13 protein-coding genes are annotated in these 12,181 nt (G+C 35.7%); 5 read left to right on the top strand and 8 right to left on the bottom strand.

The genetic code is table 11. From position 1 onward, the window contains the following. Positions 1 to 64 precede the first annotated feature (64 nt). Both PZ898_RS01330 and PZ898_RS01325 read right to left on the bottom strand, forming a co-directional pair. On the bottom strand, positions 65 to 577 hold the full coding sequence (locus PZ898_RS01330; RefSeq protein ID WP_062670348.1) for an FKBP-type peptidyl-prolyl cis-trans isomerase: 513 nt from the start codon (positions 575 to 577) through the stop codon (positions 65 to 67). A 172-nt stretch (positions 578 to 749) separates the two neighbouring features. After that, positions 750 to 1,820, bottom strand: coding sequence for a branched-chain amino acid aminotransferase (locus PZ898_RS01325; RefSeq protein ID WP_277694593.1), 1,071 nt, complete (start codon positions 1,818 to 1,820; stop codon positions 750 to 752). 85 nt (positions 1,821 to 1,905) lie between these two features. On the opposite strand from PZ898_RS01325, the gene mnmD reads away from it, so the two are divergent. Both mnmD and PZ898_RS01315 read left to right on the top strand, forming a co-directional pair. Further along, positions 1,906 to 2,580, top strand: coding sequence for a tRNA (5-methylaminomethyl-2-thiouridine)(34)-methyltransferase MnmD (gene mnmD / locus PZ898_RS01320; protein ID WP_062670352.1), 675 nt, complete (start codon positions 1,906 to 1,908; stop codon positions 2,578 to 2,580). A gap of 203 nt (positions 2,581 to 2,783) precedes the next feature. After that, positions 2,784 to 3,200, top strand: a complete 417-nt coding sequence (locus PZ898_RS01315) for an NUDIX hydrolase (protein ID WP_110011642.1) — start codon at positions 2,784 to 2,786, stop codon at positions 3,198 to 3,200. Between the two features lie 19 nt (positions 3,201 to 3,219). Here the strand turns inward: PZ898_RS01315 and PZ898_RS01310 are convergent, their stop codons facing one another. Further along, positions 3,220 to 3,924: a DUF4294 domain-containing protein gene (locus PZ898_RS01310; protein WP_062670356.1), complete on the bottom strand. Its 705-nt coding sequence runs from the start codon at positions 3,922 to 3,924 to the stop codon at positions 3,220 to 3,222. A gap of 51 nt (positions 3,925 to 3,975) precedes the next feature. On the opposite strand from PZ898_RS01310, the gene PZ898_RS01305 reads away from it, so the two are divergent. Both PZ898_RS01305 and rpe read left to right on the top strand, forming a co-directional pair. Then, positions 3,976 to 5,049 (top strand): M42 family peptidase, encoded by a 1,074-nt coding sequence (locus PZ898_RS01305; RefSeq protein WP_062670358.1) that lies wholly within the window; start codon positions 3,976 to 3,978, stop codon positions 5,047 to 5,049. Positions 5,050 to 5,389: 340 nt separating this feature from the next. Next, positions 5,390 to 6,040, top strand: coding sequence for a ribulose-phosphate 3-epimerase (gene rpe / locus PZ898_RS01300; protein WP_034698534.1), 651 nt, complete (start codon positions 5,390 to 5,392; stop codon positions 6,038 to 6,040). Between the two features lie 205 nt (positions 6,041 to 6,245). Here the strand turns inward: rpe and PZ898_RS01295 are convergent, their stop codons facing one another. The 3 genes from PZ898_RS01295 to PZ898_RS01285 are packed head-to-tail and all read right to left on the bottom strand — an operon-like array spanning position 6,246 to position 8,091. After that, a complete protein-coding gene (locus PZ898_RS01295) occupies positions 6,246 to 6,731 on the bottom strand; it encodes an anthrone oxygenase family protein (RefSeq protein WP_277694592.1) in 486 nt (161 codons plus the stop codon). 37 nt (positions 6,732 to 6,768) lie between these two features. Next, on the bottom strand, positions 6,769 to 7,866 hold the full coding sequence (locus PZ898_RS01290) for a DUF692 family multinuclear iron-containing protein (protein ID WP_277694591.1): 1,098 nt from the start codon (positions 7,864 to 7,866) through the stop codon (positions 6,769 to 6,771). A gap of 3 nt (positions 7,867 to 7,869) precedes the next feature. Next, on the bottom strand, positions 7,870 to 8,091 hold the full coding sequence (locus PZ898_RS01285; protein ID WP_277694590.1) for a hypothetical protein: 222 nt from the start codon (positions 8,089 to 8,091) through the stop codon (positions 7,870 to 7,872). 145 nt (positions 8,092 to 8,236) lie between these two features. Here PZ898_RS01285 and PZ898_RS01280 point away from each other — a divergent pair, with 145 nt between their 5' ends. Further along, the gene (locus tag PZ898_RS01280) at positions 8,237 to 10,084 is read left to right on the top strand and encodes an alpha-L-fucosidase (protein WP_277694589.1); all 1,848 of its coding nucleotides are present in this window, start codon (positions 8,237 to 8,239) and stop codon (positions 10,082 to 10,084) included. A 76-nt stretch (positions 10,085 to 10,160) separates the two neighbouring features. Here PZ898_RS01280 and PZ898_RS01275 read toward each other — a convergent pair whose 3' ends face one another. Continuing rightward, complete coding sequence (locus PZ898_RS01275) at positions 10,161 to 10,577, bottom strand: nucleoside-diphosphate kinase (protein ID WP_034687444.1); 417 nt, start codon at positions 10,575 to 10,577, stop codon at positions 10,161 to 10,163. A 645-nt stretch (positions 10,578 to 11,222) separates the two neighbouring features. Continuing rightward, positions 11,223 to 12,149: a ribosome small subunit-dependent GTPase A gene (gene rsgA, locus PZ898_RS01270; protein ID WP_277694588.1), complete on the bottom strand. Its 927-nt coding sequence runs from the start codon at positions 12,147 to 12,149 to the stop codon at positions 11,223 to 11,225. Positions 12,150 to 12,181 lie beyond the last annotated feature (32 nt).

The raw sequence follows: 12,181 nt of genomic DNA, 5'->3' as shown, positions 1-12,181 counted from the left end.
ACAACTCATCAGCGAAATACTTGCCGCTGCCAGAATTATATTCTTGTTAAACAATTTCATGTATTTATAAAGCTTTTAATTTTATGATTAATGGAATGTCGTTGTCTATTTTCTTTTCGTCTCCGTAAGTTCCGTAGGCCAAAGAAGACGGTACCAAAAGTGTTACTTCCTCTCCATCATGTATAAAACGCAAAGCGTTCTCCACTGCTCTCAGTTCATCAAAGTGTCCGAATCTGGCATCTCTTCTTTCAAAAGGCTGATCGTAGATTTTCGTCTGATCAAAATCATACAGATCATAAGAATAGGAAATTGTAGTTTCATCTTTCCTTCTTTCTCTTTGATCATAGCCTTCTACCGTTACCCAATAATTAAGCTGCGTTGGATAATACTTCACAGACTGACTGCTGATCCAATCCTGAATCTGCCCTCTTTCTATGACATTTAGATTTTTCATCCTGTTCTTAGAAACATCCAGATCTTTCTGGCTTAAAACCCCACCTACAGGGGGATGTGCCGTCTGTGCGTTTCTGTTACAGCTCAACAGGCTTATGGCTGATATGAAGAGTATTTTTTTCATAAACTTTTGCGAAAATACACATTTCGGGAATCAATTACAAAACTTGACACAGAAATATGTGAATGTTGTAACGCATTGATCTTAGCCAAAAACTCTTCGTCCATTTTACGTGAATAGGCATATATGAAAAAGCCGGGAAAAACCCGGCTTTCATATCGTTATATCAATAGTATTATACTGTTTCCAATACGTGATCTACCATTACTCTCCATCCGAACGGATCTTCAGACAAGTTGGTTTGTAAATCTACCAAATCTTTTTTAAGGATAGCCGCATAGCTTTCTTCATCAGATAATCTCGGAAGCGCAAGTTTTTCTCCCTGATATCCTAAAGCCTGGAATTGAGTGGTTACTACTGCTGTACCTACTCCCCATACTTCTTTAAGTTCACCGTTCTTTAAAGCTTCGATTACAGTTTTTACCGCAATCGGTTCAATTTTCACTTCGATACCTCTTTTCTTCGCTAACTGGATGAAGCTGTCTCTTGTTACTCCGTCAAGGATTTTCTCAGATGTTGGCGGTGTATAGATCGTATCGTTGATTCTGACAAACACGTTCATTGTACCACTCTCTTCGAAATATTCGTGTGTAGCATCATCCGTCCAGATGATTTGCTCATACCCTTCTTCAATGGCCAACTGTGTAGGATAGAAAGAAGCCGCATAGTTACCTGCAGCCTTTGCAGAACCTACCCCTCCGTTTGCCGCTCTTGAATAGTGATCAGAGATCTTTACAGATACCGGTTCTGAATAATAACTCTGTGCCGGTGTTGCAACGATGGCAAACATATATTTATTAGCAACTCTTGCTTTCAAAGCTTCCTCTGTAGCAAAAATCAAAGGTCTGATATAAAGCGACATTCCTTCCCCCTGTGGAATCCACTCTCTGTCAATATCTACCAAAGCTTTCAATCCGTCTAAAAACATTTCTTCAGTCACTTCCGGCATAGCAAGACGTTTCGCTGACTTGTTGATACGTTCAAAATTCTTTTCAGGCCTGAAAAGGAAAACCTGCCCGTCTTTGTCTTTATAGGCTTTCATACCTTCAAAACAAGCTTGTCCATAGTTTACTCCCATCATAGCAGGCGTAAATGGAATCGGACCGTAAGGAACTAATTTTACATCACCCCATTTTCCGTTTTCATACTCACAAATGATCATATGATCGATGAAAGTACTACCAAATGAAAAATTGTTAGGGTCAAATGTAGAAATTCTGGAGTTTTCAGTTTTTTGAATTATCATTTTTTAAAATTTTTACGATGTTCTACAAATTTAACATAATTTTCTAAATATAAAAATTTTAGAGTAAATTTGACAAAAAATTAGCTTGAAAAGAGAGATTAAGACCACAAACGACGGAAGTAAAACATTGTTTATCAATGATTTAAATGAAAACTACCATTCTCATCACGGAGCCCTGCAGGAAGCCGAACACGTGTTTATCAAAAATGGACTGAATTTAATAAATGATTGCGAAATTAATATTTTAGAACTCGGTTTTGGAACAGGTTTGAATGTTTTGGTAACAATTAATGAATATTTAAAAACTGACAAAAATCATGTCATCAATTATTTTTCGCTCGAAAAATACCCCATAAATGAATCCGAAGTTAAGGATTTGGCTTACTTTGAACTTTTTGATAACCCAGAGTTTAAAAATATTTATCAGAAAATTCATCTGGCAGATTGGGAAAAATCAGTAGAAATCATTAGTGGATTCAATTTAAAAAAGATAGAATGTGACTTTTTCGACCTGAAAGACATTGATCTGCCTAAAATTAATCTTGTTTACTTTGACTGTTTTGGAGCCAGAGTACAGCCAGACCTTTGGGAAAAGCCATTATTTGAACTCGTAGCTGACAAAATGGCCATTAACGGATTATTAACCACCTACTCTTCTAAAGGCAGTGTAAGAAGAATCCTTCAGGAACTGAATTTCAAGGTGGAGAAAAAACAGGGACCTCCGGGAAAAAGAGAGATGATTAATGCAATTAAATTGTAGAATGGAAGCTTGAGAAAGGAAGCTGAACGTTTACAGCCGAATGCTTGATTTTTTACTTTAAAATAATAATCAATATATAAAATACGTTGATTCAATATTATTGGAAACAGATAGTATTAAACTTCCAGCTTCAAGCTTCCAACTTCCGGCTTTTTCCAACAAAATCCCTTACATTAGCTATACAAATATTATACATTATATATATGATAGATAAGATCAACATTAGAGTGTATGCATGTGCAGTAAAAGATAAACAAGTTCTGACTTTATTTGAAGAATATGCCGGCGAACCTTTAATGAAATTTCCGGGTGGTGGATTGGAATACGGTGAAGGAGTTCTTGAATGTCTGCACCGTGAGTTTGATGAAGAACTAAATGTGAAAATCAATGTGCTGGAACATTTCTATACTCAGGAAAATTTTCTGGTATCGCGTTTCAGAGAAAACGAACAGCTTCTTACCATATATTATATAGTAGATATCGTTAACGAGGAAGACTTTATTATTCTGGATCCCTGTATTGAAAAAACAGAATGGATTGATATCGACAGACCGGACAATCCTTTTCCTCTTCCAATAGATAAAATTGTATTTGACAAATTAAAAGAAAAATTCCTGTAAGCATTCTTACAGGAATTTATTATTTCTTTACTTTAAAATCATTAGCTCCGGGATAAGGCTGCAGATAACCTGAGTTCCAGTTGGACTGCAGTAATGACTCTATAAATTCATCACTTCTGTTGGTGTGAGGATCATAACGCTCTTTCAAATCAATATCAGCCATTTTTCCTTTTACATTCCACCAGAAAGCACTCCATCCACCTCTTAATTCTTTGATAATCTCAAATACATTTTTTCCGGTTGCCCTGTTCATCAGCTTTGCAAAAACCTGTCCTTCGGTTGTCGTAAGATCTCTCAATTGTTTTTCATATTGGTCAGCCAGTATATTCTGTCTTTCTCTTACAAACTTTCTTTTGGCTTTGCTGTCCAGATCATTCATATCTTTCTGGATATCTCTGTACTGCTGCAATGCAGTCACAAATAACGGATATACCCTGTACAGCTTTTTGTTGAGAAAATAATAGTAATTCTTATCCAGCTGGTTATTAAATCTCGGTTTATTCACTAAAACCAACTCATCCAATACGACTACAGGCTCTCCATTGATTTCATACACCTTAATCTTCTGCTGTTCATCATAATAATATTTATTACCAAATTCATCCACTTTCAGAGATTCAGGCGGGTACTGATTGAGTGGTTTCGCCACTATCCCATCCTTCTGACCGAAAACACTTACTCCAAAAAAGAGAATAAAAAGGCAGATAATCTTACTAAAATTCATTATTTTTACACTTATAAGAAGAAAAATTAAACGCAAAAATCATTCCTTTTTATGAAATTTGAAAAGAAATCTTTGAAATTTTTAGAGAAATATTTAAACACATCATCTCCAACAGGTTACGAACATAAAGGTCAGGAAGTCTGGATGGACTACATCAGACCTTACGTAGATAAAATTGAAGTAGACCATTACGGAACCTGCTATGGGATAATCAATCCGGAAGCTGAATTCAAAGTAGTGATTGAAGCACACGCTGATGAGATATCATGGTATGTCAATTATATTACAGATGACGGATTGATCTACGTCATCCGAAACGGAGGTTCTGATCAGACGATTGCTCCTTCAAAAGTTGTCCATATCCATGGTGAAAACGGAATTGTAAAAGGGGTATTCGGATGGCCGGCTATTCATACAAGAACCAATCAGAACGAGCCTACGCCTAAAATTGAAAATATCTTCATCGACTGTGGTGCGACTTCTAAAAAAGAAGTGGAAGAAATGGGAATTTTTGTAGGTTGTATGATCACCTACCCGGATGAATTCTTTGAAATGAATGACAGATATTTTGTCTGCAGAGCCCTGGATAACAGAATCGGCGGTTTTATGATTGCTGAAGTAGCCAGACTTTTAAAAGAAAATAAGAAATCAATTCCATTTGGACTTTATATTACCAATTCTGTACAGGAAGAAGTAGGTTTATACGGAGCAGACATGATTGCGGACACCATCAAACCGAATATTGCTATCGTTACTGACGTCACCCATGATACTACCACTCCAATGATTGAAAAGAAAAAAGAAGGAGATCAGAAATGTGGTGCCGGGCCGGTAGTATTCTTCGCACCAAGTGTTCACCACACCATCAGAGAATTAATTATTGACACCGCAAAGACCAAGAAAATACCATTCCAGAGAGCTGCAGCCAGCAGAGCAACCGGAACTGACACAGATGCCTTCGCCCACTCTAACGGCGGCGTACCAAGTGCTTTAATTTCCTTACCTTTGCGTTATATGCATACTACGGTAGAAATGGTATCTAAGGAAGATGTAGGTAATGTCATCAAACTTATCTATGAAACAGTTCTTAAGATCAAGCCGGAAATGAAACTGAAGTATCATTAATATACATGAAAAACGTCTTTTATCATCTGATCCGGAAACCAACTTTTATATCGGTTTTAACAGCTGTCTTTTTTAGTTACATCATCTTTTTAACTGTATATAAAATATTTGATCCTCCCAAAACAGGGTCGGCATACAATATGATTCTTGAGATGTTGTTAATTGTGAGCGTTGTACCTTTAGGATTATTTATAATTGACAGGTTATTGGTTATTAAAATTAATCATATCAAATTAACAATCATAGAAACTTTTATATTCGGGTGTTTTTCCCTGTATTATTTTTTAGTTGTTAATCCATTTTAAAGAAAGAAATCTAAGTAAAAGTATAAAAAGTAAAAATGAAAACGAAGCTTATTGCTCCATCCCTATTATCGGCAGACTTTGGGAATCTGCAAAGAGACATTGAAATGCTGAATAATTCTCAGGCCGACTGGTTCCACATTGATGTCATGGACGGAAGATTTGTTCCTAACATTTCTTTTGGTTTCCCGGTAATGAAAACCGTTCAGCAGCATGCTAAAAAATTTGTGGATGTTCACCTGATGATCGTGGAACCTGAAAAATATGTTGATGAATTCATCAATCATGGTGCTGATCTTGTTTCTGTTCATTATGAAGCATGTACCCACCTTCACAGAACCATTCACCATATTCAAAGCAAAGGAGCAAAAGCAGGTGTTGTTTTAAATCCTTCTACTCCGGTATTAATGCTTGAAGATATTATTGCAGATGTAGATCTTGTATTGTTAATGAGCGTAAATCCGGGATTCGGAGGGCAGAAGTTCATCGAAAATACTTACAAAAAGATTGCAGAAACCAAGGATCTGATCTTAAGTAACAACTCTACAGCACTTATCGAGGTAGACGGAGGAGTAAATCTTGACAACGCTTCTAAATTATTTGAAGCCGGAGCTGATGTTCTTGTGGCAGGAAATGCTGTTTTCTCAGCGGAAAGTCCGGAAAGAACCATTGAACTTTTAAAGATATAAAAGAATCAAAATAATAAACAAAAGGCAGCCATTGGCTGCCTTTTCTCTTGTTTGGAAATTTAAGTCGTCTTGGTTATAATCTTTTTTTCAACTTATTTGAAAATGTTTAAAACTATCTTGCTAACAACACAAAGATCTGAATAAAACCAGACATACACATCGGTAGAAATACGTAATTTAATAGTAGGTATTTTCACTTAATCCATTATAATTCTTTATTCCAGACACAGGCACAGACCACAAAAATGATCGAAATAACTGAAAAGACCGTTCTGATATTATTCAGAAAATTCCATCTGTTTTCAAAATTTTCCCGCATCTGCCTGATCGTTTCTGCTGTAGAATTAGAGATATCAAACTTATCTAAGGCATCATTCATAGGAACATTTCCGGCAACAGTGACTCCAAAAACGCCAATCAGATAGGCAAGTGTAGCAAGAAGAAGAAACATAAAAACAGGCTGCTGTCCGCGGAGCAAAAATGTAGATAGGGGAAGAAGAACCACCGTTCCCATAAAACTCATAAAGAATACAGGGTTAAGAATTTCGCGGTTAATGCTCTGCATCGCCTTTAGGTATTCGGTGTCGGAAAGCTTTCCTAATCCAAGCACAACTGAGCACGAATAAGCATAGAAAAGTCCTCCTATCAGAGCAGTGAGGACAGCGGTAATGATCAATACTAATGTTGTCATTTTCATATATTTTGATTTTGGTTATCAGAGAATAGAATTAGTAAGGATTCCATTTTTTAATGATATTCTGAGCGGTAAGGATCATTTCAGCGTCCCAGTTTTCAGTTTTAAAATAGTGAAAATCCAGATGCTTAATGTTTTCAACATTTGCATTCTCATAAAGAAGTCGGGTAAGCCTTGACTGCTCTTCATATAAAAGCAAATCTTCCAGAGGTTTAGCGGGAAGTTTAATTTCTTCTTTACACCAACCGTTTTGTTGCTTTAATTTCAGGTCTGAAGTTTCAATGATTGTTCTGACTTTATTAAAATCAGCCAGAAAATAATTTCTTTCTTCTTCGGTTTTCAAGGTATGTCCCAATCTTTCAATAATAATGTATTCAAGATTTGGACATTTTTTCATCACAGAGGGCAACACAGAAAGGATATCTTTAGGAATAACATCATCATGGGTATCCCTTCTCACCTGCTTTTTTCTATAAACACTATCCTGCCAGCTTCCTCCGGAAAGATGAATTTCTTTTACCTTATCCAGGGGATACAAATCAATGATCTGCTGCATCTCTAATTCGAAATTACAGGATTGGCAGTAAATATTATGAAGATCAAGAATCAGAAAACCATTAGTATCTTCCGTGAGTTTGTCAAGAAAAACGCCTTGTTCTTTAACATCTTCAATAGAAAATGAAAATGCCAGATTTTCTATCCCTACAGGAATATTTACAGCATCCTGAAGTCTGTATAATCTGTCTTTTCCTATTTGTAAAATTTTGGAATGTAAAGATACCGGTAATGGTACTCCCTGATGAAAATTCTCAGTATTCATGAAACCAAAATGTTCCGTGATATGATTGTATTTCCGCAGGCTGACTTCTTCTTTTAATTTCTTCAGCCATTCTTCCTGCCTTGCCGTCCATCTCGCATCAAATAAAGAATAATATACTCCATGCCCTATTAAACGGTTATTTTCCGCGTAAAAATTCAACAGATCCCGAAGCCAGTCCGGCTCATTGGTATGATAAAGAGTATCAAAAGACCATTCCATCACTTCAATGGAATTGTTGTGCAACAATGGCAAAATAGCAGAAACAAAATCCGGTTCCGCCATCATGGATACTCCTAATATTGGCTTTCTCATTTTCTATCCCATTCCACAAGCCGGACAGCCATGTCCACGAAGTACAAGTGTATCTTTTTTAACAACCGGTTTGGGTGTTCCCGGTTTTTTCTTTTCAACCGTATCCGTAGAAGTCGCTTTCTTTACTTTTTTAACAGGCTTTTTTGTTTTAGCTTCAGGTTTAGTCGTCTGTGCAGATAATCCTACCGCTAATAAACTCGCCATCAATAATGCTGGAATTTTCATAATTTCTTTTTTCAGATAAATTTTACAATAAACGTTCCATTTATAAAAATACAATAATAAGAAACGTTTTGACAACAATTATCAGAAACTATGCTATACTATAATGTTTTCTTTATCTATATTTAATGTTAAAATAAATCTATATATGAAAAGCAGTCTGATTAAAGCTGTTTTCCTTGGATTGATACTATCTGCACATAGTATCGATGCACAGGTTCAGACAGTTGATAACAGCAAAAAAATGGAATGGTTCAGCAATGCAAAACTGGGTATTTTTATTCATTGGGGAATTTATTCTGTCAACGGAATCTCAGAGTCCTGGTCATTCTTCAATAATTATATTAACCATGAAAATTATATGAAACAGCTGAATGGTTTTTCAGCTTCAAAATACCAGCCCGAGCAATGGGTAAACCTCATTAAGGAATCCGGGGCAAAATATGCGATCATTACCACAAAACATCATGACGGAGTTTCACTATGGAATTCGGGAGCGGAAAAAGCAACAACTATCCCTCAAAATTCTTTGGCTAAAAAAGATGTTCTAAGTCCTTTTGTTTCTGCTCTGAAAAAATCAGGATTAAAAACAGGACTCTATTTTTCGTTACCGGATTGGAGCCATCCGTATTATGATATCAATACCCGGACAAAAAAACGCTACGAACTCAAAAATGATCCAAAGCGCTGGCAGAATTTTATCAGCTATTACCAAGGTCAGCTCAATGAGCTTTCTACCCTATATTTACCGGATCTTCTTTGGTTCGATGGAGACTGGGAACATACTTCCGAAGAATGGGAAGCCGCTCAGACCCTGGATTTACTTAAAAAATACAATTCTAATATTATCATTAATTCAAGGCTTAATCATCACGGAGACTATGATACTCCTGAGCAAGGCATTCCTGTTATTCCACCCCAAAATCCATACTGGGAGCTTTGTTACACCATGAATGATTCATGGGGATATCAGCCTTTTGATAAAAATTATAAAACCTCCAATATGATTGTCAGAACCCTGGCAGATGTGATCAGCATGGGCGGAAATCTTCTGCTTGACATTGGTCCGAGATCAGATGGTACAATTCCTGAGGAACAAATTGAGATTCTTAAAAATCTTGGTCGATGGACTTCCAAAAATCAACATGCCATTTATGAAACAACCCGCGGAATTCCGTTTGAAAACTATAAAGGAAAATCTTCACTGTCTACATCAAAGAAGTCTTTATTCCTCTATCTTGAAGAGGCTAAAAACCTGACAAAAATTTATGGAGTGCCAACAAAACCTCTTTCAGTAAAGATCATCGGAGATCCATCCGCTGTTGTTACAATGGACTATAACGCTGAAAAAACACTGACACTGAATTTCTCCAAAGTAAAATTTGACAAGGATGTCACTGTGGCAGAACTTACTTTTGAAACTCCTCCAGCATTTTTGAACGATTTTAAGAAGGAAAAACATTCTCTTCCCGAAATTCTGGAAAACAAAAATACTCAGGAAGCTGTTTATGATATCGCCAATGCTTTAAACTATGATCAGAATTTAGTTACCCATGAAGACCTTACTCAAGATGGCCTTGACATGAAAATAAAAAAAACGTCTAAAACAAATCCGGAAACCATAGAATGGATAAGCAAGCATGCTGAAGCTTTGTTTGAAACAGGAAAAGGCCTTCCTGTTGGTCACTACCCAGGAATGAGCGCTTTATCAAAAGACAAGCAGACACTATATCTTTTTGTGGAAGGAGTTCCTACGGGATCTATTGCTCTGAAAGGGATAAAAAACGAGATTGCCAGAATAAGAGTTGTGGGTGAAGGCACTATTCTTCCTCATACGATCTATAATAAACTGTACTGGAGTGACAGACCGGGAATTATTTATATTGACGTTCCAAAGGAAAAACTTGACAAGCAAATGACCGTCATTGCTGTTTTGCTGAATAAACCTCTGGAACTCTATAGAGAAAATGTGGGAGCAATTGAAAACAATCTTTAGTACCTGAAAGATCGATTTATATAAAAACAAAATCCGGAGAAATTCTCCGGATTTTTTATTTTGTAAGATGATTTTCTTAGAAAATCTCTCTTCCTGAAAAATGGAACTGAGCTTCGATTAATGCATTCTCGTCAGAATCTGAACCGTGAACAGCATTTTCTCCGATGCTTCTTGCAAACATTTTTCTGATTGTACCTTCTGCAGCTTCTGCAGGGTTAGTAGCACCGATTAATGTTCTGAAGTCTTCAACTGCATTGTCTTTTTCTAAAACTGCTGCAACGATAGGACCAGAGCTCATGAATTCTACTAATTCTCCATAAAATGGTCTCTCAGCATGTACTTCATAGAATTTTTTTGCATCAGCAACTGTAAGCTGAGTTAATTTTAAAGCTTTGATCTTAAAACCTCCTTCAGCAATCTTACCCAATATAGCACCGATATGTCCGTCAGCAACTGCATCAGGCTTAATCATAGTGAATGTAATGTTAGACATAAATGTATATTTTTTTAATGGCGCAAAATTACAAAAAATATCTTTGATTTTTATTTTAATTTTTTTTTAACATAAAAATAACTTTTATTAAGAAATTGTAACACAAACTTTGGCACAGTAATTGTTTATTCTATTGCGATTCTCATGTTTAATTTGAGTTTTCATGGTTATTAGTTTTTACCCAGCTTCGGCTGGGTTTTTTATTTGCAAAAAATGAAGGTATTTTTTATTAATTATGTAATTTTTTAATTAATATTTAATCATATTTGACGATTTTCTTCTTTAAAGTGCAATTGGTGAAATAATTTTATTTTTTGAAAATCCAATCTCATGGTGGTCAGAAATATGACAAAAGTGGAGTTATCTGCCAAAATTGTAAAATTGAAAAGTAGAGTTATTTAAAAACGAATATTTTTTTCATTTAAAAATCAAAAAAATAAATTACAAAAAATAAAATCCATCAAATACATTAAACTAATCTTAAAAAAATAATAGCGGTAAATATTATTCTTTAACAAAAGAAAGTACTACCCTTGACAACGGTGTCATTTCGGTAAAATAGTTTTAAACAGAAAAAGAGACCATCCAATGATAGTCTCTATATTATTTCTAACAAAATTTGTTCTGTTAAATAAATTTTATTGATTATTTCTGAGAAGCTTCTTCTGCCTCGTCCATCAATTTAATGTAAGTAGCATAGCGCGAATGCTGAATTTCTCCTGTTTCAAGAGCATCGATAACAGCACATTTAGGTTCATTGATGTGAAGGCAGTTGTGAAATTTACATTCTTCTCTCTTTTTGAAAATTTCAGGAAAGTAATGCTGTACTTCTTCTTTTTCAATATCAATCATTGCAAATTCACGAACTCCGGGAGTATCGATAACATTTCCTCCAAAATCCCAGAAATGCATCTGGGCGAAAGTTGTGGTGTGCTTACCTTTCAGGTGGGTATCTGAAATTTCAGAAGTTTTTAAATTCAATCCCGGCTGTAAAGCATTCACTAAGGTAGATTTTCCACAACCTGAGTGGCCAAAGAATAGGGAAGTTTTATCTTTAAGAATCTCCTGAAGCTGGTCCAGATTCAATTTAGAATAGGAAGAAATTTCCAGGGTATCATATCCAATCTCCTGATATAGGAATTCAATATCTTTTACAATTTCAATTTCTTCTTCGTGTAAAACATCGATTTTATTAAAAAGAATCAACGGGGTGATGTTATAGGCTTCACAGCATGCCAGAAACCTGTCCAGAAATCCTAAAGATGTTTCAGGATGTTTCAGGGTAAAGATAAAGCATGCCAAATCAATATTGGAAGCTATAATATGGGCTTCTTTTGAAAGATTTACCGATTTTCTGATCAGATAATTGGAGCGAGGTTCAATTTTCGTGATCCAGGCTATATCATCCTGTTCCAATTGGAACTCAACAAAATCTCCTACAGCAAGTGGATTGGTAAGTCTGGTTTTTATTAATTTGAATTTCCCCCGGATTCTGGCCTCGAAAATTTTATTTGTTTCCAATTCCAAAACCTGGTACCAACTGCCTGTAGATTTAATGATTTTTCCTTTCATAGATAATACTGGTACAAATATACGCAATTAGG

The sequence above is a fragment of the Chryseobacterium sp. WX genome (assembly GCF_029542485.1).
Lineage (GTDB): Bacteria > Bacteroidota > Bacteroidia > Flavobacteriales > Weeksellaceae > Chryseobacterium > Chryseobacterium cucumeris.
This window is presented reverse-complemented; position numbering and strand designations above follow the sequence as displayed.

Coding starts and splice junctions, on each gene's coding strand:
- PZ898_RS01330 (WP_062670348.1), bottom strand. CDS start 577: ATGAAAAAAATACTCTTCATATCAGCCATAAGCCTGTTGAGCTGTAAC.
- PZ898_RS01325 (WP_277694593.1), bottom strand. CDS start 1,820: ATGATAATTCAAAAAACTGAAAACTCCAGAATTTCTACATTTGACCCT.
- PZ898_RS01315 (WP_110011642.1), top strand. CDS start 2,784: ATGATAGATAAGATCAACATTAGAGTGTATGCATGTGCAGTAAAAGAT.
- PZ898_RS01310 (WP_062670356.1), bottom strand. CDS start 3,924: ATGAATTTTAGTAAGATTATCTGCCTTTTTATTCTCTTTTTTGGAGTA.
- PZ898_RS01305 (WP_062670358.1), top strand. CDS start 3,976: ATGAAATTTGAAAAGAAATCTTTGAAATTTTTAGAGAAATATTTAAAC.
- rpe (WP_034698534.1), top strand. CDS start 5,390: ATGAAAACGAAGCTTATTGCTCCATCCCTATTATCGGCAGACTTTGGG.
- PZ898_RS01295 (WP_277694592.1), bottom strand. CDS start 6,731: ATGACAACATTAGTATTGATCATTACCGCTGTCCTCACTGCTCTGATA.
- PZ898_RS01290 (WP_277694591.1), bottom strand. CDS start 7,866: ATGAGAAAGCCAATATTAGGAGTATCCATGATGGCGGAACCGGATTTT.
- PZ898_RS01285 (WP_277694590.1), bottom strand. CDS start 8,091: ATGAAAATTCCAGCATTATTGATGGCGAGTTTATTAGCGGTAGGATTA.
- PZ898_RS01280 (WP_277694589.1), top strand. CDS start 8,237: ATGAAAAGCAGTCTGATTAAAGCTGTTTTCCTTGGATTGATACTATCT.
- PZ898_RS01275 (WP_034687444.1), bottom strand. CDS start 10,577: ATGTCTAACATTACATTCACTATGATTAAGCCTGATGCAGTTGCTGAC.
- rsgA (WP_277694588.1), bottom strand. CDS start 12,149: ATGAAAGGAAAAATCATTAAATCTACAGGCAGTTGGTACCAGGTTTTG.